Genomic DNA, 21,928 nt, shown 5'->3' with positions numbered 1-21,928 from the left:
GCCCGTCAAGTGACGCCCGTCAGGAACGCCCGTCAAGTGATGCCCGTCGGGAACTCCCGGCGGGAACGCCCGTCAGGAATGCCCGGCGGGAACCCCCGTCGGGGATCAGCCTGTCGGGCGGAAGAGCTGCCCGGCGGGTGACGACTGTCGGGAACCCCCGGCGGGAACCCCCGGCGGGGACGCCCGCCGGGTGCCGAGGACCGGCCCCCGGCGAAGCCCCCGCGGCGGTGGCGCGTGTCGTACGGACGCTCAGACCCGCTGCCCCACGTGCACCGTCAGCCCCTCCAGGCAGAACACGTCCGGCCGCCGCCGCACGCCCGTCTCCGACTCCTCGTCCAGCAGCCGGTCCAGGACCTCCAGATCCTCCGCCGCCAGCACGTCGGCGAGACCCTCCCGCATACGGTTCAGCCGGTCGTACGCGTAGGACCGGCCCAGGGCGTCGAGCGGGGCGGGCACGTCCACCAGGAACGTCCGGCTGCCGGCCGGGGCGAGGCCCGCCGCGCTGAAGAGGGCCGGCCAGTCCTCCGTCACCGGGACGGATCCCGGCAGCCCGGCGCGCATCGCGGTGAACAGGTCCTCCATGGCCGCCTCCAGCCGGGCCTGGAGCCCCGGCCGGCCCATGCCGACATCCCGGGGCAGGAAGCGCGGGGCGAGCCCGCCCTCGACGACGGCCAGCAGGCCGCCCGGGCGCAGCGAGCGGCCGAGCGCGGCCAGCGCCGCCGTCTGGTCGCCGAGGTGGTGGACGACCTGTCCCGCCCAGATCAGGTCGGCCGCGCCGAGCGGTTCCAGGCCGTCCGGCAGGTCGGCGCGACGGGTGGTCACGCGGCCGGCCAGGCCCGCCCCGGCGGCCAGCTCGGCCGCCCGGGCCAGCAGCCGGGGCTCCGCGTCGACGGCGACGACGCCGGCCTCCGGGAACCGGCGGGCGAGGACGAGGGAGGCGACGCCCGGGCCGCTGCCGACGTCGAGGACGCGCCGGACCTCCCCGTCCGCGGCGCCGGCCAGCCAGTCCGCCGCCGCCTCCAGGAAGGGCGTCCGTACCCGGGCCGAGCGCTCCAGCTGGTCCCCGACGGCCGCCCAGTCGCGGTCGTCGGAGTGGTGTCCGCGGTGCTGTCCGGCGCCGTGTCCCGCGTGGTGCGCGGTGTGGTGTGTGGTCATGGGCCGCAGCCTGCGCCCGCCGGTGCGGGACCGGCAATGTTTGTTGCCGTTTCCGGGACGGCGGGGTGAAGCTGGGCGCATGGCACACCCACCCGAGATCGCCGAGACCCTGTCCGAGGTCGGCCCCCGGCTCCGCCGCCTCCGTACCCGGCGGGGCGTCACCCTGGCCGCGCTCGCCGAGACCACCGGCATCTCCAAGAGCACCCTGTCCCGGCTGGAATCCGGGCAGCGCAGGCCGAGCCTCGAACTGCTCCTGCCGCTCGCCCGGGCGCACCAGGTGCCGCTCGACGAGCTGGTGGGCGCGCCGGAGTCCGGCGACCCCCGGGTCCGCCTCACGCCCCGGGAGGTGAACGGCACGACCGTGGTGCCGCTGAGCAGCCGGCCCGGCCCGCTCCAGGCCCTCAAGATCGTCATCCCGCCGGACCGCTGCCACCCGGACCCCAGGGTCCACGAGGGGTACGAGTGGCTGTACGTCCTCGCCGGCCGGCTGCGCCTGGTACTCGGCGACCACGACGTGACCCTGGGCCCGGGCGAGGCCGCCGAGTTCGACACCCGGTTGCCGCACTGGTTCGGCAGCGCGGGCGGGGAGCCCGTGGAGGTCCTCAGTCTGCTGGGCCGGCAGGGCGAGCGGATGCACGTACGGGCGAGGCCGCGCCCTGGCGGGGCACGTCCGGAGGACTGACCCCGGCCCGGCGGGAGACGTCGAGGGAGAGGGCGAGCGAGTGCTCGGCGAAGCCCAGGCCGCGGTAGAGGGGTTCGGCGTCCTCGGTGGCGTGCAGGTCCACACGGGTCACGCCCCGGGCGGCGAACCAGTCGAGCAGCGCCTCCGTGGTCGCCCGCGCCATCCCCCGGCCCCGGTACCGGGGGTCGGTGCACACGTTGAAGACGAAGCCGAAGAGGCCGGTGGGGTGGCCGGGCGCGGGCAGCCGCTCCTCGACGCACCCCACGGCGCACGCGGCGAGGTGCGCCGGTCCCGGCGCGTCCCCGTCGACGACGAACGCCCCCAGCCGGGGCTCCGCCGCCGACAGCTGCCGGCGGGCGGTCTCGCGCGCGGCGTGCTCCCAGTCGCCGGAGGAGTCGGCTCCGCTCATGGCGGCGAACATCAGGCGGCGCAGCCGGACGATCTCGGCGGCGTCCTCGGGCCGGGCGAATCGAGTCGTGATCATGATCCGATGCTAGGCAGCCCGGCCCGCCGGCGCCCGGAGGGGGCGGGTGGGGGAGAGCCGCCCGCCGGGCGCGAACTAGGCTGGGCGGATGCACGAGCAGTACCGGACGGTCACGCACGAAGGCGTGCACGAGATCGAGATCAACAAATCGCGCTTCCTCTGCGCCCTCGCCCCCGCCGCGACCGAGGAGGAGGCACAGGCGTTCATCGCGCGTGTCCGCAAGGAGCACCCCACCGCCCGCCACCACTGCTTCGCCTACGTCCTCGGCGCCGACGGCTCGGTGCAGAAGGCGAGCGACGACGGCGAGCCCGGCGGCACCGCCGGCGTGCCCATGCTCCAGATGCTGATGCGCCGCGAGGTCCGGTACGTCGTCGCCGTCGTCACCCGCTACTTCGGCGGGGTCAAGCTCGGTGCGGGCGGCCTCATCAGGGCGTACGGCGGAGCCGTCGGCGAGGCGCTCGACGTGCTGGGCACGGTCACCCGGCAGCGGTTCCGGCTGGCCACGGTCACCGTCGACCACCAGCGCGCCGGCAGGCTGGAGAACGACCTGCGGGCGACCGGGCGGGCCGTGCGCGAGGTGAGCTACGGGGCGGAGGTGCGGATCGAGGTCGGGCTGCCCGAGGCGGACGTCGAGGGCTTCCGGGCCTGGCTCGCGGACACCACCGCCGGCACGGCGGGCCTCACGCTCGGCGGCGAGGCGTACGGCGACGCCTGAGCCGGCCCCCGGCCGGCCCGGAGCGCGGGGACGTGCGGCGGACCCCGCCCGCCCCGCGCTCAGACGTAGTCCTCCAGCCGGGCCAGCGCGTAGCCCTGCGCCGTGACCTCCCGCAGCACCAGGCGCAGCATCTCCGTGATGGGCGCCCCCCAGGTGTGGGGCCCGTTGAAGTGGCTGAGGATGATGTCGCCGGGGTGGAACTTCGCGTCGTCGCTCCCGTACTCCATCCGGTCCGGGAACGCCTCCTCGGTCCACAGCGGCGCGGCGCGGGCGCCGCACTCCTCGGCGACGATCAGGGTGTCCTCGTCGTAGTCGCCGAAGGGCGGCCGGAAGAGCCACGGGCGGACGCCGATCTCCTCCTCGAGGACGTCCTGCTGGCCGCACACCTCGTCGTACTGCTCGTCGGCCGTCAGCGTGGTCATCTGCGGATGGGTGAGGGTGTGGTTCTGCACCGGGACGCCCAGCGCGTGCAGATCGCGGAAGTAGCCGTAGTCGCTCGCCGCGGACTCGTCCGTGAGGAACGCGCTCATCGGCACCTTCAGCTCACGCACCATCTCCAGGAAGCTGTGGTCCTTGGCCGCGCCGTCGTCCACCGTCAGGAAGACCACCTTGTCGGTGGTCGGTACGCGGGCGAACACCGGTATGAGGTCCGGCCCCCGGTCGAGCGACTCCGGGGTTTGCGGCCGCAGCTTCTCCTTGGGCGGCGGCGGGGCCGCAAGCGGCGGCCGCTCCAGGCCCCACTTCTTCGCGGCGGCCGCCAGCTGCCGGCGCGAGGACGCCTTCCCGGCCGGGGCCTGGCCGTCCTCGGAGCCCTGCGGGGCGGGGGTGGAGCAGGCGGCGGTGCCGGTGAGGAGGAGAACGGCCAGCAGCCGGGCGGCGGACCGGCGCCCGCGCGAGACGGGCACACGACATATGAGGCGCATATTCCGGATCCTGGCAGCGGGTTCCGGCCGCCGCTCGCCCGGTACGCCCATCGGGGGCCGCCGCGCCCGGGCGGCCCCCGGGGCGTCATTCGGTCTCGAACGTGACCCCGGCGGCGAGTCCGGCCGTGAGGTCGTCGATGTCGTCGGGGGACTCGCTGCCCGCCACGAAGACGGCCGAGCGGTTGAAGGAGTCCTTCACCTCTCCGATCACATCGCCCGGTGCCACCTGGAGGTGGGCGGCGATGACGGCCGGATGGCGGGTGAGCTCCGCCCAGCCGCGCACCGCGCGCAGCCGCCCGGCGGGCGCGAAGAGGAACTCGACGCGCGCGGCGCCGGCGGGGCCCGGGACCGGTGGCGGGGTGCGGCCGAGGAGGTCGTCGACGAGGGTGCCGTAGAGCTCCAGGCCCGGCCGGGTGTGCTCCACGAGGGCGTGGATGTAGTCGCCGGCGCCCCGGCAGTGGAACTCGCCGAGGACGACCCCGGAGGCGGTCACCCAGAGCTCGACGTGGAAGACGCCGTGCGTGATGCCGATCGCGGTCAGCGCCCGCTCCACGGTGTCCCGGGCCTCGTCCGCCGTCGTCTTGTCCAGGCCGGACGGCACCTGCTGGCTGGTGGAGATGAACCCGTCGGTGACGCGCTTGCGGGTCAGCGCGAGCACCTGCGGCACCCCGCCCAGCACGATCCCCTCCGCCGAGTACTCGTCGCCTGCCACGAAGGTCTCGACCAGGAAGCACGAGGACGGCGGCGCGAGCGGGCTCATCGCCGGGGCGGGCTCGGCCAGCTTCCGCAGCGCCGCGTCCAGTTCACGAGGACGCTCGATCCGGGTCACCCCGATGCTGGCGAGGCCGTCCCGGGGCTTGACGATCCACGGGCCCGGACCGGTCTCGCGCAGGAAGCGCCCGGCCTCCTCGGCGCTCCGGCACACCGCGGAGTCCGGCTGCGGGAAGCCCGCCTCGCGCAGCCGCCGGCGGCACAGGTCCTTGCGGCGCACGCGCAGGACGGCCTCGGGGTCGTTGCCCGCCAGGCCCAGCTCCCGGGCCACCACCGCCGTCGGATGCACCGACAGCTCCCGCACCGTGAGCACCGCGTCGACCGGCGGCCGTACGGCGGCCGCCCAGGCCCGGCACGCCTCGGCGTCGTGCACGTCCAGCGGCACCACGTCGTCGACGAGCGCCAGTTCGGCGGCCGGTGCCGCGCGCAGCGCCTCGGGGGTGTCGGCGCCCAGCAGCCGGACCCGCCGCCGCCGCGCCTGCGCGCTCAGCCGCCGGATCTGGTCCCGGCCCCAGGCGGGCATCCCGGCGTTGCCCAGAACGAGGAGCGTCGCATCTGCCATATCGGCCAACCCTCTTCCTCCAGCTGTCCAGGTGACGAAGAGTAGCGGCTCGTGCGCGGGGTGGAGAGGAGCCGGTCGCGGGCGTCCGGGTGACGGCGCCCGCGTGCCCGGCGGGCGGTGCCGGGCCCGCGACGGCCCGCGGCCGCCCCCGGCCGCTCGCCGCCGGACGGCCGGTGCCGCCCGGTCCGCCGTGACGATTCCTTGACGGACATCCGGCCAACCGCCGGATGCCGCCCATTGACAATCACATCGGATGCTCTGACGCTTGGCTAGGGCCCGCATGCGCCACGGCCCCGTCATTCGTGAAGGAATTCCCACCGCCGAAGCCCGCTTACCGGGCTCGCCGCTCCATTGAGTCGTCGTCATGCTCTGGAGGCGCCATGGCACCGTCGATCTCGCCGCGATCCCCCTCGGATTTCCTGGGCGCAGCCGAGACCGAGATAGCCGGAGTGGAGAGAGATCTCGCCCGCCGACTGGAAATGCTGACCGACGACGGCGATCTCGTCGTCCTGGCGGGCATGGTCGCCGCGGGCAAGGTCGGTGTCACCGTCCTCGACGGACCGGCAGGAGCGGGCTCCGGCGGCCCCTTCGATCCGGCCCGGTACGGCATTCCACCGGAGGAATTCTCTCGCTTCCAGCGGCTCTGGTACCACTTCAAGGTCCCTTACGCGCGGGCGTCGTTGGTCTGGTGGCACCTCTTCTGTCTGGCGCTCCGCCGGGAGGACCGGGTGGACCGGGCCCTGCTGCGGATGACGGAGTGGCTCGGCCCCCGGCCCGGCGACGCCACGGCCGCCCTGGCCCGCGCCGCCGAGGTGCCCGGCCCGGCCCACGGCCGGCGCGGCGGCGTCGTGTTCGTCACGGACGCGGAGGGCGAGGACCTCGCCGCGCTGACCGCCGCCGTCCGGCTGGGGGCGCCGCTCCTCGCCGTCGCCGATGTCGCGGCCGCCCGCGAGGCGGGCCGCGCGCGGGCCTCGACGTCAGGACCGCGGGCGCGCCCGCCGGCGAGGGCGCGGCGGACCGGGCCGGGCGTCCCGGCCTGTGGCTCGGCCCGCCGCCCGCGCTGGGCCACCTGCCGCGGACCTCGGCGGACGCCTGGGCGCGGCTGGCCGCCGAGGAGCGGGACGAACTGCTCGCCACCTTCGAGCGGCGGGTCTCCTCCATCGAGCGGGTGAGGTTCCTGACCGACGAGACCCCCGTCGACAACCGGGGCGTCGTCGCCCTGGTCACCGAGTGCCGGAAGCTCCCGGTCGCGGACTGGCCGGAGACCTCCCTGGCCCTGATGACCCAGCTGTGGTGCTGGCAGGAGGCCGGCTTCGTCCTCCAGGAGCTGAACCAGTCCTTCCTCTCCTTCCCCGCGCTCGCCCTGTTCCTGGTGCGCAAGTTCCGGGAGTACGGAGCCCGGCTGCCGGGCGGCCGGGCCGCCGGGGAGCCCCCGGACCTCGACGGACCCGAGGGCGCCGTCGGCCTGGCCCGGCGGCTGGGCCGGGTGCGTACCGAGGTCGAGCGGACGCACGAACGCTGCCTGCATTTCGACGGCAGCAACTGGGAGCGCCGCGAGTTCCTGCTGCCGCTCTCCGAATACCGGCGGGTCCGGCCGGTACCGGAGGAATTATGCGCCCAGCTGTATGACCGGACGGGCGTCGAACTTCCCGGGCGCAGCGGTATTCCGGCCGAATGGGACCGCTTCCTGGAACTCGTCCTGGAAGCGGGCGGCAGCCCGACCCGGGTCGTACAGGAAATCGCGCACTGGGCGGCCAATGCCCGGGATCTTCCCGTGGATCTCGCCATCTTCACCGTGCCGCACGGCCGGAAACTCGATCAGCCGTGGACCATGGAGTTCACCGACCTGTTCTGCTACACGGGCTTCCGCGAGGGATTCCGGCCCGAGGACTTCGGAATCGCCGCGAACCGTGTGCTGATGTACAACGTCATCGCCCAGCGGATGCGCTACAACGCGGTGAAGAAAGCGCAGAACTACGCGCCCGTCATGCGGTTCCCGCCCCAGGGGTTCAACCTCCCGGACATCGCCGTCGCGGAGGACGCCAACCACGGTGGCCACACCGCCACCGGCATCCGGCTCGCCTGCCGGCTCCCGATCACGGTCACGCACGGTGGAACCGACTGGAACGGGCTGGCGGACGTCCGCCTGAACCGGTCCGCGTACCACCGGGACAACCGCTTCCTGCCCCGCGACATGATCCTCGGCCACCGCTACACCCAGTGGGCCAAGGGCGTCGCCGACGCGACGTACCGCAGGGGCCTGCACTTCGAGGAGAAGTGGACCGACAAGGTCAAGGATCTCGACATCTGACGGCGGCCGGCCGCGGCCGGCCCGGGACGTACGAGGGACGCATGAGCGACAGGACCCACGGCTCCATCGAGGAACTGCCGGACGGGACCGCCCTGGCGGTGCGGGTGGGCGACCGCACCGTCAGGGTGCCGGCCCGCTGCCCGCACCGCGGCGCCCCCCTGGCGCGGGGCGTCGTCACCGGCGCCTTCCTGGAATGCCCCTGGCACGGCGCCACCTTCGACCTGCGCACCGGGTGCCGGGTGCGCGGGCCCCAGTGCGCCGACCTGGCGATCGCCGAGCATGGGCCGCCCGGGGCCGGGTGACCACGGGCGGGACGACAACCGCCGGCGGTCCGGGACGAGGGCCGCTCACAAGGAGAGGACCGCACGTGACGTATGTGATCACTCAGCCCTGTATAGACGTCAAGGACGGCGCGTGTGTCGACGTCTGTCCGGTGGACTGCATCGAGGGCGAGAACCAGGACCGGCAGCTGTTCATCGACCCCGAGCGATGCGTCGACTGCGACCTCTGCGCCACCGTGTGCCCGGTGGACGCGATCTTCCGGGAGGAGGAACTGCCACCGGAGTGGGAGCACTTCGCCACCATCAACGCCGAGTACTTCACGGAGAGCGGGAAGGACGGGGCGTCGTGACCCGGGGCCTGGAGCGGCCGGGGCAGGAGGAGCTGTCGATCGTCCGGTGGGCGGCGGCCACCATCGGCGACACCGCCACCTCGCTGCACATCCCGCACGACGAGCGCCCGGTGCCCATGCACGGCGCCGCCGCCAGCGGGCTGGGCCTGGTGAGCAACGGCACCATCGGGGCGGACATCATCCGGCTCCCGGCCGGCGCGGGGTTCCCCCCGCACACCCACCCCGGCCACCATGTGCTCGTCGTCCTCGGCGGGGAGGGCACGATCACCTACAACGGGCGGGTGCACCGCACCGCGGCCGGTGAGATCTACCTCGTCGAGGGCGCGGTCTCGCACGCGGTCGGCGCCCTCACGGACCATGTGATCCTCGCGATCGGCGCCCCGCACATGCCCGTCGACTCCGACCGGCGGATGGAGGTCGTGGCCTACGAGGAGGTGCTGAGCGAGATCGGCGGACTGCACTGCCTGATCTGCGACAGCAAGTCCCAGCCGCCCGACTATCTGCACGACGTCGGGTGCGCGCACTGCCCGTGCCGGTCGTGCGCGCGGGCGGACCACGCGCGGCACTGAACCGCGACCCTGCCCGCCCCGAGCCGCGGCCCGAACCGGCCGCGCGCCGACACCGGAAGCACACACCATGACACTCTCCCGCTACCACGCCCGGATCACCCACCCGGGCCTGACCGCCCTCAAGCAGCGGATCGAACCCGTCCGCACCGAGGTCGTCCGCCACCCCGTCTACCGGAGCATCACCACCACCGGCGCCGCCCGGGTCTTCATGGAGCACCACGTCTTCGCCGTCTGGGACTTCATGTCGCTCCTCACCAGCCTCCAGCGGCACCTCACCTGCGTCCGGGTGCCCTGGGTACCCGAGGGCACGGCGGCCGGCCGGCGGCTGATCAACGAGATCGTCCTGGTGGAGGAGAGCGACGAGCTCGGGGACGGCTACCTCAGCCACTTCGAGCTCTACCGCGCCGGCATGGCCGACGCGGGCGCCGACACCGGGCCGATCGACTCCTTCGTCCGGGCCCTGCGCGAGGGCGTCCCCGTGGGCAAGGCGCTGGAGGCGGCCGGCGCGCCCCGGGCCTCCGCCGACTTCCTCTCGGCCACCTGGACCGTGCTGGAGGACGAGCCCGTGCACTGCCAGGCGGCCGTCTTCGCCTTCGGCCGGGAGGACCTGATCCCGGAGATGTTCGAACAGGTCGTACGCATCGAGGACCCGCACGCCACCCTCACCCGGTTCAAGGACTACCTGTCCCGGCATATCGAGGTCGACGCCGACGAACACACCCCGATGGCCATGCGCCTGCTCGTGGACCTGTGCGGTGACGACTCCGGCCGGTGGGACGAGTGCGCGCACGCGGTGGCGGACGCGCTCCGGGCCCGCGCCCGCCTGTGGACCGCCGTCCTCGACGCGGTCCGCGGCACCGCCCGCCCCGGCGGCGGGCCCGCGCCCCGGCGATGAACCCCGTCCCCGAGGGGGTGCGCCGGCCCGGTCGGCGCGCCCCCGCCCACTTCCCGGAGGCCGAGACCGTGCTCACCGACCCGAGGAACGGCCGCGACCGGTCGCACCCCACCGCCTCCGGCCCGCGCGCCGTCGACGCGACCGTCCGGGCCGCCCGCGCCGCGCTGCCCGGCTGGGCCGGGCTGACGACCGGCGAGCGCTCCCGCCGGCTGCTGCGCCTGGCCTCGGCCATGGAGGACGACGCCGAGCGGCTCGTCCGCGCGGAGCGGGCCGGCACCGGCAAGCCCGCCGCCGAGGCGGCGGGCGAGCTCGAACAGTGCGTCGACCTCGTACGGTTCTACGCCGGTGCCGTCCGCGCCGACCTCGCGCCCGGCGGCGGGCACCGGTTACCCGGCCGGGAGAGCTGGGTGCGCTGGGAACCGCTCGGCGTCGTCGCGGCCGTCGTCCCCTGGAACTATCCGCTCCTGATGGCGGTGTGGCGGTTCGCGCCCGCGCTCGCGGCGGGCAACACCGTCGTCCTCAAACCGGCCGGGACCACCCCGGACAGCGCGCTGCTGGCCGCCGCGCACGCCCGGGAGACCCTCGGCGCCGGTGTCCTCACCGCGCTGCCCGGCGGCCGCACCACGGGGCGTACGCTCGTCGGCCACGACGGGGTGGACGGCATCGCCTTCACCGGCAGCCGCGCGGGCGGCCTGGACGTCGCGGCCCGCGCCGGGCTGCGCAAGGTCAGCCTGGAACTCGGCGGCAACTGCGCGGCGCTGGTGCTCCCCGACGCGCCGGAGTACACCTATGAGCGGCTGGTGCGCGCCGCCACCTACAACGCCGGCCAGAGCTGCGCCGCCCCCGCGCGGGTGCTGACCCTCCGGGAGTCCTACGAGCGGACGGTCGCCGGCCTCGCCACGGCGATGGGGCGGCGGCGGGCCGGCCGGGACTTCGGCCCCCTCAACAACCCCGAGCAGCTCAAGCGCTTCGACGGCATCGTCGACGCCAGCCGGGCCGGCGCCCGGTACGTCGGCGACGTGGCCACGGCGGAGGACGAGAGCGGCGGCTACTGGCGCCCGGGCATGATCCTGGCCGAGCTGCCCGACGACGACCCGGCCGTCCTGACGGAGGTCTTCGGCCCGGTGCTCACCGTCCAGGCGGTCGACGGCCCGGACGCCCTGGTCGAGGCCGCCAACGGGGTGCCGCACGCGCTGGCCGCCAGCGTGTGGGGCCGGGCGGTGCCGGAGGTGCTCGGCCTCGCCACCCGGCTGGACGCGGGGGAGGTGTGGGTCAACTGCCATCTGGAGCAGACGGGTGAGCTGCCGCACGGCGGGCGCCGGCAGTCCGGCAACGGCACGGACCTGAGCGTGCTGGCCGTCACCGAGTACCAGCGGCCCAAGACCGTGACCGTCAACCTGGCGGAGTGACGGCGGAGCGGACCGGCCGCGCCGTCACGGGTGCGCGGCCGGCGCCGCGCCGCCGAAGCGCGCGAGGACGTAGAGCGCCGCACCGGCCAGCTCGCTCGCCGCGGCGGCCGTGTTGTCGTACATGGCGAGCACGGTGAACCCGTGCGCCGTCAGATAGCCCTCCAACTCCTTGGGGAAGAGCAGCCGGAACCGTACGTGGTCCCGCATCGGCGCCCGGCCGGGGATGAGCCAGTCGCGGGTGCGGACCAGCAGCTGGTTGCGGCGGTCGAGACGGTAGTCGGCCTCGGCGGTGGCCCGGAACGCGGGCGTGTCGATGCTGAAGCGCTGCTGGAAGGCATGGCCTTCGGGGGTGGCGATGGCGTTGGGCACGTGCAGGAACAGCAGGGTGCCGGGCCCGGAGTGCGCCGCGTAGGTCTCCATCGCGCGGTGCAGGTCGGCGTTGCTGTGGATGTTGGAGAGCGCCCAGCCCAGACAGGTGACGGCGGCGAAGGTGCGGCCGAGGCGCAGCGTCCGCATGTCGCCGACCCGGAAGTCCAGGTGCGGGCGGCGGCCGCGGGCGTAGCCGACCATGGCGTCCTGGCAGTCGACGCCGACGCAGGCGTAGCCCGCCCCGGTGAAGTACTCCAGGTGCCGGCCGGTGCCGCAGCCGATGTCGAGCAGGGTCCCGGGCGCCGGGGCGCCGTGCTCGGCGAAGAGCCGCCGGCACATGCCCGGGATGTCCGTCTCGGTGTCGGGGTAGACCTCTTCGTACAGTTCCGGGTGGTCGTAGAGCAGATTGCTGAGCATGGGGTCCATGAGGCTTCCTCCGCAGGCCCGTGGCGCGGGCGGTCGCCGACGCCCTTCCCGGCGGCCGCCGGTCGCGGTCACTCGGTGTCGAAGATGATCCGTGAGGCGAGGGCCGTGGCCAGGGTGTCGACGCCGCCGGGGGTGTCGGCGGTGGCGACGAAGACGCCCGAGCGGGTGTAGGAGTCGTTCGCCCGCCCGATGACGTCGCCGGGCGCCACCTGGAGGTGCGCGGCGACGACGGCGGGGTGGTGGGCGACCTCCTCCCAGCCGCGCACGGCGCGCAGCCGTCCGGCGGGGGCGAGGAGGAACTCGGCGCGGGCGCTGCCGACGGGCTCGGGGAACGGCCGGGGGGCGGCGCCGAGCAGGTCGTCGACGAGGGCTCCGTAGAGCTCCAGGCCGGGCCGGGTGTGTTCGACGAGGGCGTGGATGTAGTCGCCGCCGCCCCGGTCGTGGAGCTCGCCGAGGACGATCCCGGAGGCGGTCACCCAGAACTCGACGTGGAAGATGCCGCGGGTGACGCCCACGGCGGTCAGGGCCGCGCCGACGGCGGTGCGCGCGCGGTCGGCCGTGTGCCTGTCCAGCCCGGCCGGCACCCGCTGGCTGACCTCGACGAACCCGCCGGCGGTGCCCTTGCGGGTGAGGGCGAGGACCTGTGGCTCGCCGCCCAGCACGACGCCCTCCGCCGAATACTCCTCGCCCTCGACGAAGGTCTCGGCCAGGAAGTACGGGGACGGCGGCAGCGGGCCCATGGCCGGTGGCGGCGCGGCGAACCGGGCCAGCGCGGCGGGCAGTTCCCGGGGGTCGTCGACGCGCGAGACGCCGATGCCGGCCAGGCCGTCCCGGGGCTTGACGATCCACGGGCCGGGGGTGTCGCGCAGGAAGCACTCGGCGTCGGCCGCGTCGCGGCACAGGGCGGTGAGCGGCTGGGGGAACCCGGCCTCCCGCAGCCGCTGCCGGCACAGGTCCTTGTTGCGGACCCGCCGCACGGCCTCCGGGTCGTTGCCGGGCAGCCCCAGGGCCTCGGCGGTCAGCGCGGCGGGGAGGACCGAGAGCTCCCGGATCGTCAGCACCGCGTCGACGGCCGGGCGGCCGGCCGCCCAGGCCCGGCAGGCGTCGCCGTCGTAGACGTCGAGCGCCACCACCTCGTCGACGAGGGAGAGCTCCCCGGGTGCGGCCCGCCGCAGATTGGCGGCGGTGTCGGCGCCCAGCAGCCGCACTCCCCGGCGCCGGGCCTGTGCGCTGAGCCGCCGGATCTGGTCCCGGGCCCAGGGCGTCATCGCGGTGTTGCCCATGACGAGGAGCGTCGCCTCCGACACGCTTCCCCAACTCCCTCCGCTCGCGCTTCCGGATCGGGCACACCGAGTATGGCCCAGCCGTCCGCGCGCGGCGAGGGCCCCGGAGCTCCCGACCTTCCCAACGTCAAACTAGACCAAATGGTGTTTATTTGGACATATCGATTGTTTCGATCTTTCCGGGCGTCAAGCATGAGGTGGCGTGACCGAAACGATTGATGCGTCCGATATGCCTGACGGTGCGTCCGAGGAGCCCGGCGAACCCGCCGGCCGGAAGGAGCGCGGGACACCTCGCGGCGGGCGCTCCTTCTTCCCTCCCGTCACGGGCGTCCGGGTCGTCCGGGCCCTGCGGTCCGTCCGGGCCCTGCGACCGGTCGCCCCCCGCCGGATGCGCGCGCTCCTGCCCGATCTGACGCCCTGGCGGACCTCCCGCGACTTCCGGCTGCTGTGGCTGGCGGGCCTGGTGACGGTCTTCGGCAGCTTCCTGACGTTCGTCGCGGTGCCCCTCCAGCTCAAGGAGCTGACCGGCTCCGCCCTCGCGGTCGGCGCGGTCGGCGCCGCCGAGCTCGCCCCCCTGATCGTCTGCGGACTCTACGGCGGCGCGCTCGCCGACGCCCTCGACCGCCGCCGGCTGATCCTCTGGACCGAGGCCGGCCTAGGCGTCCTGACCTGCGTCCTGTTCCTCAACACCCTGCTGCCGCACCCGCTGGTCTGGCCGCTGTACGCGGTGGCCGCGCTGGTCAGCGCGCTGACCGGGCTTCAGCGCCCCGCGCTCCAGGCGATGGTGCCCAGGATCGTCCCCCACGAACAGCTGCCCGCCGCGACCACCCTCAACCACATGCGCTGGCAGGTCGGGGCGATCGCCGGCCCCTCCCTGGCCGGGGTGATCATCACCCTCGCCGGGGTCCGGCCCGCCTACGTCCTGGACACCGCGACCTACGTCCTCTCGGCGGCCCTCACCCTCGGCCTGGCCCCGTCGCCCGCCGCGCCCGGAGCCGAACGGCCCTCGCTCCGGGGCGTCCTGGAAGGGGCCCGCTACGCCTGGAGCCGCAAGGAGCTCCTCGGCACCTACGCCGTCGACCTGGCGGCCATGTTCTTCGCCTACCCCACGGCGGTCTTCCCCTTCCTCGCGGACGACCTGGGCGCGCCCTGGGCGCTCGGCCCGATGTACGCGGCCGGTGCCGTCGGCTCCCTCGTGGTCAGCCTGACCGGCGGCTGGGCCTCCCGGGTCCACCGGCACGGCCGGATGGTGGTCGGCTCGGCCCTCGGCTGGGGCCTCGCGATGGCCCTGGCGGGCTGGGTGCACGACGTCCGGCTGGTGCTGCTGTTCCTCGCGGCCGCCGGCGGCTGCGACATGGTGAGCGGCCTCTTCCGCTCCACCATGTGGGACCAGAGCATCCCGGACGGACTGCGCGGCCGGCTCGCGGGCATCGAGCTGCTCTCGTACTCCGTCGGTCCCCAGCTCGGCCAGGTCCGGGTGGGCGCCACGGCCGCGCTCACCACCGCCCGCACCTCGGTGTGGGCCGGCGGCCTGGCCTGCCTGGCCTCCGTCGGACTGCTCGCCGTCGCGCTCCCGAAGCTGCTCTCCTACGACCAGCGGACCGACGAACACGCCGTACGGGTGCGCGAACAGAGGGCGGCGGAGGCGACGGCGGTGGCCGAGGCGGCCTGACGGCACTCACCCGGACCTGACGTAGACCTGACGTAAAGAAAGGGTGCGCACAAATGTTTCCATTTCCGTGCAACCGCACAAGCGTGCAGGTCATCTGTAGTGACGTGGCGCGAAACGCCGTCACACAGGGCGGGCACCGAGGCCGGGGTCCGCCGCACCGCCGCCGTAGAAAGGCCGACTCACGTGCACGCCGTATCGGGTCGTCGCTCCGCCCTGCTGGCAACCGCCCTCATGGGGTCCCTGGCGCTCTCCGCCTGCTCGGGCGGCTCCGGTGGTGACTCCACCGACGCCAAGGCCGAGGCCAGACTGACCGTCACCCCGGGCAGCGGCACGGACGTCGCGCTCGGCAGCCCGATCACGGTGAAGGCCGACGGCGGCCGGATCACCAAGGTCGAGGCCAAGGACGACAAGGGCAACGAGGTCACCGGCCGGGTGGCCGAGGACGGCTCGACCTGGACGTCCGACGGCAAGGCGGGCCCGAAGACCACCTACACCGTGCGCGCCACGGCCAAGGCCGGCAAGGAGGGCAAGGGCAAGGAGACCTCCTCGACGGCCACCTTCACCACCCAGCAGGCGCCCAGCGTCAACAAGCTGACGAACGCTCCGGCCAACGGGGAGACCGTCGGCACGGGCATGCCGGTCTCGATCCTCTTCGACCACCCCATCGACAAGAGCAAGCGCGCCGACATAGAGAAGTCCCTGACGGTCACCTCCACGCCGAAGGTGGAGGGCGCCTGGGGCTGGGTCAAGGACTGGTCGGGCCAGGACCGCATCGACTGGCGGCCCAAGGAGACCTGGCCCTCCGGGACCAAGGTGAAGGTGAAGGGCCTGCTGTCCGGTGTGAACTCCGGCGAGGGCGGCTGGTTCGCGAAGAACTACGACTTCGGCTTCACCATAGGCGCCGACCACAAGGCCGTCATCGACGTCCCCTCCCACACCCTGACCATGTACGAGAACGGTAAGCCGGTCGGCGACATCAAGGGCTCCGCCGGTTCGCCCGTCGACCCCACGCGCGGCGGCGTCCACACCGTCCGCAGCAAGAACGCCGACGAGACCATGGACTCGGCCACCATCGGCCACGGCAACGAGTGGATGCTCGACTCCAAGTGGGTCACGCACCTCACCGCCTCCGGCACCTTCCTGCACTCCGCGCCGTGGAACCAGTCGATCGGCGTGGAGAACAACAGCCACGGCTGCTTCGGCATGACGACGTCCGACGCGAAGCGGGTCTACGACTTCCTGCCCGTCGGCTCCACGGTCGAGGTCAAGAACACGACCAGCACCAAGGTGACGGACCCGGGGAACGGGCTGTCGGTGTGGATGGAGACGTGGGACCAGTGGCAGAAGCGGTCGGCTCTGAAGTAGCGCCGTAAGCCCTCGGGACGGCCCCACGGGCCGGGGCCTGCGCCCCGGCCCGTCCGCGTTTCGCGCGGTGTCCCCGGACACCGGACGGGCCGGAGGCCGGCCCGTGCCCCGTGCCCCGGATCCCCACCGTGCCGGGCGCGGTCTCCGCGAGTGCCGGACGGGCCGGGAGCGAGGGCTTCCGGGTGTCCCGGCGAAGGGCCGGGCTAAGCGGGCTTGGCGAAGTCCGGTGCGGTTCGGCAGCGCCCGAAGGGGCGCGGGGAACTGCGCGACCAGCCACGACGCACCCGCGGACGGCGCACCGGACTTTGCGCGGAGCGCTTAGGCGTCCCGGAACACGTCCGGGGAAGGTCCGGGTCAGGTCCGGCGGTGACGGGACTTTGCCGTCCCCCGCCGTCCCCGCCCAGGGCTCGCGCTCCGGGGGCTCCTCGCCGCGCTTCGCGCCGTGGCGCCGGGGGCCGGACGGGCCGGAAGCCGATCCGGATGCGGCCCGGCCCTGTCGGAGAGGCACCTCGTGGCGGCCGGGGGCACGGGCCCTCCCCCCCCTCGTGCCGGGAAGCGGGGTACGGGCCTCCCGGCGCGGCGCCGGGGCCGGGCCCCGCCAGGGGCGCCTCCGGCCGGGCCGGGCCCCGTCCGACGCTTCCGGCCCCCTCTGTCAGTGCCATCGAGTACCGTGCAGGGTCGGTGCCCACCAGAGCGCGGAGGAGCGGAGCGCCCGTCTTGAGAATCCTGCACACGTCCGACTGGCACCTGGGCCGCTCCTTCCACCGGATCAGCCTGCTCCGCGCCCAGCGCGACTTCGTCGAGCACCTCGTCGCCACCGTCCGCGAGCACGAGGTCGACGCCGTCCTCGTCGCCGGGGACGTCTACGACCGGGCCGTACCGCCGCTCGCCGCCGTCGAGCTCTTCGACGAGGCCCTGCACCGGCTCGCCGATCTCGGCGTGCCCACGGTGATGATCTCCGGCAACCACGACTCGGCGCGCCGGCTCGGCGTCGGCGCCGGGCTCATCGAGCGGGCCGGGATCCACCTGCGCACCGACCCGGCCGGCTGCGGCACCCCCGTGCTGCTCGCCGACGCCCACGGCGACGTCGCCTGCTACGGGCTGCCCTACCTGGAGCCCGCCCTGGTCCGCGAGGAGCTCGGCGCGCGGCGCGGCGGGCACACCGCCGTCCTGGAGGCCGCCATGGAGCGGGTCCGGGCCGACCTCGCCACCCGGCCCGCCGGCACCCGGTCCGTGGTCCTCGCCCACGCCTTCGTCGCCGGCGGCGCCCCCAGCGACAGCGAGCGCGACATCACCGTCGGCGGCGTCGCCTCCGTCCCCGCCGAGGTCTTCGCCGGCGTCGACTACACCGCCCTCGGCCACCTGCACGGCTGCCAGACCATCACCGAGCGCGTCCGCTACTCCGGCTCGCCGCTCGCCTACTCCTTCTCCGAGGCCGACCACCGCAAGACCATGTGGCTGATCGACCTCGACGCCCGGGGCGGGGTGACCGGCGAGCGCCTCGACTGCCCCGTGCCCCGGCGCCTCGCCCGGATCCGCGGCCGCCTGGACGACCTGCTCCGCGACCCCGCGCTCGACCGCCACGAGGACGCCTGGGTCGAGGCCACCCTCACCGACCCGCACCGCCCCGACGAGCCCATGGCCAGGCTCGCCACCCGCTTCCCGCACGTCGTGAGCCTCGCCCTGGAGCCCGACCGGGCGCCGGAGGACCCGCTCGCCTCCTACGCCCAGCGGCTGCGGAACCGCAGCGACCAGCAGATCGCGGAGGACTTCGTGGCCCATGTGCGCGCCGGGCGCGGCCCCGACCACGAGGAGCGGGCCGTGCTCACCGCCGCGCTCGACGCCGTACGGCTGGACGACACCGCCCGCGAGGTCGCCCGGTGAGGCTGCACCAGCTCACGATCACCGCCTTCGGGCCCTTCGGCGGCACCCAGCACATCGACTTCGACGAGCTGTCGGCCGCCGGACTGTTCCTGCTGCACGGCCCCACGGGCGCCGGCAAGACCTCCGTCCTCGACGCGGTCTGCTACGCCCTCTACGGCGGCGTGCCCGGCACCCGCCAGGGCGCCGGGCTGACCCTGCGCAGCGACCACGCGGAACCCGGCACCCCCACCGAGGTCGTCCTCGACCTCACCGTCGGCGGGCGCCGCCTGGAGATCACCCGGCGGCCCGAGCAGCTCCGCCCCAAGAAGCGGGGCACCGGCTCCACCCGCGAGAAGGCGGCCAGCACCCTGCGGGAGCGGACCGACGACGGCACCTGGCAGGGCCTCAGCCGCTCCCACCAGGAGATCGGCGAGGAGATCGGCCAGCTCCTCGGCATGAGCCGGGAGCAGTTCTGCCAGGTCGTCCTGCTGCCCCAGGGCGACTTCGCCCGCTTCCTGCGCGCCGAGGACACCGCACGCGGCAAGCTGCTCGGCAAGCTCTTCGACACCAGCCGCTTCGCCGCCGTCGAGGACCGCCTCGCCGAGCTGCGCCGCGCCGCCGAGCAGCAGGTCCGCACCGGCGACGAGCGGCTCCTCGCCCTCGCCCACCGGATGCACCAGGCCGCCGGCGACCCCACGCTGCCCGAGCCGGGCACCGCCGACCCGGCCGCCTGCGACCCGGCCCCCGCCGCCCTGCCGGCGCAGCGGGCCCGCGCACCACCGCCCGCCGGGCACCGGGACCCGGCGACGCGGCCGCCGCCTCCCCGGCCCCGCCCGCGCGGCGCGCCTCCCGCCCGGCCGCCCGCAAGGACCCGCAGCCCCTGGCCCCGGCGACCCCGGCCTGGCCGACGCCGTGCTGGAGTGGGCCGCCCTGGCCCGTACGAGCGCGCGCGAGCGGCGTGACATCGCCGCCCTGGCCGCGCGCACCGCGGAAGAGGCGCACCACGCCGCCCAGGGCCGGGCCGACGCCGCCCGCGAGCTGGCCGGCCTCCAGCGCCGGCACGCCGAGGCCCGGCGGCGCGCCGAGGCGCTCGACGCCCGGCAGGACGAGCGCCGTGAGATCGGCGCCCGCCTGGAGCGGGCCCGCGCGGCCGCGGCCGTGGGCCCCGCCCTGGAGCTGCGCGACGAGGCCGAGCGGGCCCACCGCGCGGCCCTCACCGCCGAGCGCGCCGCCCGCGAACGGCTCCCCGCCGACCACCGGACCGCCTCCGGCGAGCGGCTCGCCGCCCTGGAGCACCGGCTCCGCGAGGACCTCGGTTCGCTGTCCGCCGCCCGCCGTGCCGAACAGCGGGCCGCCGCCCTCACCGCCGAACGGGCCGGGCTGGACCGCGAGGCCCTCGCCGACGAGGACACCCTCGCCGACGCCGCCGACTGGCTCGTCGGCTGGGAGTCCCTGCGCGCCGCCCACGAGCGGCGCGTCGAGGACGCGCACGAGGCGGCCACCCACGCCGCCCGGCTCGAAGGCGAGATCGCCCCCGCCCGGCGCCGGCTGGAGGCCGCCCGGGAGCGCGACCGCCTCGCCGGCGCCGCCGCCGACGCTGAGGCCCGGCTGCTCGACGCCCGGGAGCGCGCCACGCGCGCCCGCGAGCAGTGGCTCGACCTCAAGGAACGCCGGCTGCTCGGCATAGCCGCCGAACTCGCCGCCGGCCTAGGCCCCGGCGAACCCTGCAAGGTGTGCGGCGCCACCGAGCACCCGGCACCCGCCCGCACCGCCGCCGGCCACGTCGACCGGGCCGAGGAGGAGCGCGCGCTGGACGCCGCCCAGCGCGCCGACACCGCCCGCGAGCACGCGGAGGGTGAGCTCCGGGGGCTGCGCGACGCCCTGGAGCGGGCCACCGCCGACGCGGGCCCGGACACCGCCGCCGCCCTCGCCGCCCTCCTCGACACCACCCGGCGCGCCTTCGCCGAGGCCCGGGACGCCGGTGCCGACGCGCACGCCGCCCGCGAGGCGCTGGAGCGCGCCGAGCGCGAGCACGGCCTCCGCGTCGAGGCCCGGCAGCACGCCCAGCTGCGGATCACCGCCCGCACCGCCCGCCGGGAACACCTCGACGCCGAGCTGCACGCGCTGGAGGAGGAGCTCTTCCTGGCACGGGGCGGCGAGGCGAGCGTCGCCCGCCGCGCCGCGCTCCTGGAGCGGGAGCTGGCCGGTCTCGGTGGTGCCCTCGACGCCGTACGGGCCGCCGCCGCGGCCGCCGACGACCTGGCGAAGGCGACGGCACGGCTCGCCGACGCAGCCGTCCGGGCCGGCTTCGACACCCCCCGGCTCGCCGCCGAGGCCCTGCTGGGCGCCGCCGCCCAGCGGGAGCTCCAGGACCGCCTCGACCGCTGGCACGGCGAGGCCGCCGGGGCCGCCGCCGAGCTCGCCGACCCGCGGGTCGCGGCCGCCGCCGGGCAGCCGCCCGCCGACCCGGCCGCCGCCGACGCCCTGCTGGCGGCCGCCACCCGGCGGCTGCGCGCCACCTCCGCCGAGGAGTCCGCGGCCCGTACCCGCTGCGAGGAGCTCGACCTGCTCTCCGGCCGGGCCGCCGCCGACGCCCGCGGCCTCGCGCCGCTGCGCGACGAGCACCACCGGGTGGCCGGTCTCGCGGGGCTCGCCGCCGGGACCTCCGCCCTCAACGAGCGGAAGATGCGCCTGGAGTCCTACGTACTCGCCGCCCGCCTCGAACAGGTCGCGGCCGCCGCCACGACCCGGCTGCGGCGGATGTCCTCCGGCCGCTACACCCTCGTCCACTCCGACGCCCGCGCCGGAGCCCGCCGTTCGGGCCTCGGCCTGCATGTCATCGACGCCTGGACCGGCAGCGAACGGGACACCGCGACACTCTCCGGCGGAGAGACGTTCTTCGCCTCCCTCGCCCTCGCGCTGGGCCTCGCCGACGTCGTCACGGAGGAGGCGGGCGGGGTGCGGCTGGACACCCTCTTCATCGACGAGGGGTTCGGCAGCCTGGACGAGCAGACGCTGGACGAGGTGCTGGACGTTCTGGACGCGCTGCGGGAGCGGGACCGTACGGTGGGGATCGTCAGTCATGTGGCGGATCTGCGGCAGCGGGTTGCTGCGCAGTTGCAGGTGGTGAAGGGGCGGTCGGGGTCGGTGGTGCGGCACCGGGTGTTGGACGCGGGCTAGTGGTGCCGCTGCGCGGGGCTTTTTCCCCAGCCCCGCCCCTTCCCGAATGTCCTCAAGCGCCGGACGGGCTGAAATTCAGCCCGTCCGGCGCTTGAGGACCGGGGTCCGGGGCGGAGCCCCGGTTACGGGAAGGGACGGGACTGGGGAAACGCCCCGCGCAGCGGCACCCGTCACCGCCCCAGCGCCCGCCGCGGCAGCGGTGACGAATACACCACACTCGTCGTCACCGACCCGAGCACCCCGATCCGCCCCGCCACCTCCTCCAGATGCCGCATCGAACGCGCCGCCACCTTGATGACGAAACAGTCGTCCCCCGTGACGTGATGCGCCTCCAGTACCTCCGGCGTCGTCTCCAGCAGATCGTGGAACGCCTTGTCATTGCCGTTCGGATAGCGGAGGCGGACGAACGCCAGCACCGGCATCCCCAGCTTCTCCGGGTCGACGACGGCGGTGTACCCGCCGATCACGCCCGCGTCCTCCAGCCGGCGGACCCGCTCGGTCACGGCGCTGGGGGACATGTTCACGGTGCGCGCCAACTCGGCGAAGCCCGCGCGGCCGTTGGTCTGGAGGGCGTCGAGAATGCGCCAGTCGGTGGCGTCAGGGGAATAGCCGGTCATGTGCGATGTCTAGCAGTGAAATCACCGGTTGAACAAGGGTTTTGCC

The 21,928-nt window shown here is 75.0% G+C and carries 19 protein-coding genes and 1 pseudogene; 13 read left to right on the top strand and 7 right to left on the bottom strand.

All coding sequences use genetic code 11. From position 1 onward, the window contains the following. Nucleotides 1-249 precede the first annotated feature (249 nt). The gene (locus tag AF335_RS27370) at nt 250-1,155 is read right to left on the bottom strand and encodes a class I SAM-dependent methyltransferase (protein WP_102921098.1); all 906 of its coding nucleotides are present in this window, start codon (nt 1,153-1,155) and stop codon (nt 250-252) included. 79 nt (nt 1,156-1,234) lie between these two features. Here AF335_RS27370 and AF335_RS27365 point away from each other — a divergent pair, with 79 nt between their 5' ends. Continuing rightward, nucleotides 1,235-1,837, top strand: a complete 603-nt coding sequence (locus AF335_RS27365) for a helix-turn-helix domain-containing protein (RefSeq protein WP_102921097.1) — start codon at nt 1,235-1,237, stop codon at nt 1,835-1,837. Here the strand turns inward: AF335_RS27365 and AF335_RS27360 are convergent. After that, nucleotides 1,758-2,321, bottom strand: coding sequence for a GNAT family N-acetyltransferase (locus tag AF335_RS27360; RefSeq protein WP_102921096.1), 564 nt, complete (start codon nt 2,319-2,321; stop codon nt 1,758-1,760). The genes AF335_RS27365 and AF335_RS27360 overlap by 80 nt on opposite strands. A gap of 88 nt (nt 2,322-2,409) precedes the next feature. On the opposite strand from AF335_RS27360, the gene AF335_RS27355 reads away from it, so the two are divergent. Beyond that, entirely contained in the window at nt 2,410-3,036 is a 627-nt protein-coding gene (locus tag AF335_RS27355; RefSeq protein ID WP_102921095.1) for a YigZ family protein, read from the top strand. 59 nt (nt 3,037-3,095) lie between these two features. On the opposite strand, the gene AF335_RS27350 is transcribed toward AF335_RS27355, so the two are convergent. After that, nucleotides 3,096-3,959 (bottom strand): polysaccharide deacetylase family protein, encoded by an 864-nt coding sequence (locus tag AF335_RS27350; RefSeq protein ID WP_102921094.1) that lies wholly within the window; start codon nt 3,957-3,959, stop codon nt 3,096-3,098. Between the two features lie 85 nt (nt 3,960-4,044). After that, nucleotides 4,045-5,292 (bottom strand): ATP-grasp domain-containing protein, encoded by a 1,248-nt coding sequence (locus tag AF335_RS27345; protein WP_146045627.1) that lies wholly within the window; start codon nt 5,290-5,292, stop codon nt 4,045-4,047. 380 nt (nt 5,293-5,672) lie between these two features. On the opposite strand from AF335_RS27345, the gene AF335_RS27340 reads away from it, so the two are divergent. The 7 genes from AF335_RS27340 (at nt 5,673) to AF335_RS27310 (ending at nt 11,107) form a co-directional block, all read left to right on the top strand. Then, on the top strand, nt 5,673-6,464 hold the full coding sequence (locus AF335_RS27340; protein ID WP_146045626.1) for a hypothetical protein: 792 nt from the start codon (nt 5,673-5,675) through the stop codon (nt 6,462-6,464). Beyond that, nucleotides 6,461-7,603, top strand: coding sequence for a hypothetical protein (locus tag AF335_RS27335; RefSeq protein WP_102921091.1), 1,143 nt, complete (start codon nt 6,461-6,463; stop codon nt 7,601-7,603). Before AF335_RS27340 ends, AF335_RS27335 begins: the two co-directional genes overlap by 4 nt. Before the next feature lie 41 nt (nt 7,604-7,644). Continuing rightward, nucleotides 7,645-7,905, top strand: coding sequence for a Rieske (2Fe-2S) protein (locus AF335_RS27330; protein WP_102921090.1), 261 nt, complete (start codon nt 7,645-7,647; stop codon nt 7,903-7,905). 65 nt (nt 7,906-7,970) lie between these two features. Then, the gene (locus tag AF335_RS27325; protein ID WP_102921089.1) at nt 7,971-8,234 is read left to right on the top strand and encodes a ferredoxin family protein; all 264 of its coding nucleotides are present in this window, start codon (nt 7,971-7,973) and stop codon (nt 8,232-8,234) included. Then, complete coding sequence (locus AF335_RS27320) at nt 8,231-8,803, top strand: cupin domain-containing protein (protein ID WP_244927180.1); 573 nt, start codon at nt 8,231-8,233, stop codon at nt 8,801-8,803. The genes AF335_RS27325 and AF335_RS27320 overlap by 4 nt, the downstream gene beginning before the upstream one ends. A gap of 67 nt (nt 8,804-8,870) precedes the next feature. Continuing rightward, complete coding sequence (locus AF335_RS27315) at nt 8,871-9,698, top strand: DUF3050 domain-containing protein (RefSeq protein ID WP_102921088.1); 828 nt, start codon at nt 8,871-8,873, stop codon at nt 9,696-9,698. Continuing rightward, on the top strand, nt 9,695-11,107 hold the full coding sequence (locus AF335_RS27310) for an aldehyde dehydrogenase family protein (RefSeq protein WP_102921201.1): 1,413 nt from the start codon (nt 9,695-9,697) through the stop codon (nt 11,105-11,107). The genes AF335_RS27315 and AF335_RS27310 overlap by 4 nt, the downstream gene beginning before the upstream one ends. A gap of 24 nt (nt 11,108-11,131) precedes the next feature. Here the strand turns inward: AF335_RS27310 and AF335_RS27305 are convergent, their stop codons facing one another. Together AF335_RS27305 and AF335_RS27300 are read right to left on the bottom strand one after the other, a co-directional pair. Beyond that, nucleotides 11,132-11,902 carry a class I SAM-dependent methyltransferase gene (locus AF335_RS27305; protein ID WP_102921087.1) on the bottom strand — a complete coding sequence of 257 codons (771 nt, stop codon included), beginning with the start codon at nt 11,900-11,902 and terminating at the stop codon, nt 11,132-11,134. 68 nt (nt 11,903-11,970) lie between these two features. Beyond that, nucleotides 11,971-13,209: an ATP-grasp domain-containing protein gene (locus AF335_RS27300; protein ID WP_102921086.1), complete on the bottom strand. Its 1,239-nt coding sequence runs from the start codon at nt 13,207-13,209 to the stop codon at nt 11,971-11,973. A 364-nt stretch (nt 13,210-13,573) separates the two neighbouring features. On the opposite strand from AF335_RS27300, the gene AF335_RS27295 reads away from it, so the two are divergent. The 4 genes and pseudogenes from AF335_RS27295 (at nt 13,574) to AF335_RS27275 (ending at nt 21,265) form a co-directional block, all read left to right on the top strand. Continuing rightward, on the top strand, nt 13,574-14,857 hold the full coding sequence (locus AF335_RS27295) for an MFS transporter (RefSeq protein WP_102921200.1): 1,284 nt from the start codon (nt 13,574-13,576) through the stop codon (nt 14,855-14,857). Nucleotides 14,858-15,040: 183 nt separating this feature from the next. Further along, a complete protein-coding gene (locus AF335_RS27290; protein WP_244927179.1) occupies nt 15,041-16,222 on the top strand; it encodes a L,D-transpeptidase family protein in 1,182 nt (393 codons plus the stop codon). Nucleotides 16,223-16,939: 717 nt separating this feature from the next. After that, a complete protein-coding gene (locus tag AF335_RS27285) occupies nt 16,940-18,106 on the top strand; it encodes an exonuclease SbcCD subunit D (protein ID WP_102921084.1) in 1,167 nt (388 codons plus the stop codon). Continuing rightward, nucleotides 18,103-21,265 (top strand): annotated as a pseudogene (locus tag AF335_RS27275) (AAA family ATPase). Before AF335_RS27285 ends, AF335_RS27275 begins: the two are co-directional and overlap by 4 nt. A gap of 170 nt (nt 21,266-21,435) precedes the next feature. Here AF335_RS27275 and AF335_RS27265 read toward each other — a convergent pair. Next, nucleotides 21,436-21,882 carry an Lrp/AsnC family transcriptional regulator gene (locus AF335_RS27265; RefSeq protein WP_102921081.1) on the bottom strand — a complete coding sequence of 149 codons (447 nt, stop codon included), beginning with the start codon at nt 21,880-21,882 and terminating at the stop codon, nt 21,436-21,438. Nucleotides 21,883-21,928: the final 46 nt, after the last annotated feature.

Source organism: Streptomyces eurocidicus, assembly GCF_002891295.1.
Lineage (GTDB): Bacteria > Actinomycetota > Actinomycetes > Streptomycetales > Streptomycetaceae > Streptomyces > Streptomyces eurocidicus.
This window is presented reverse-complemented; position numbering and strand designations above follow the sequence as displayed.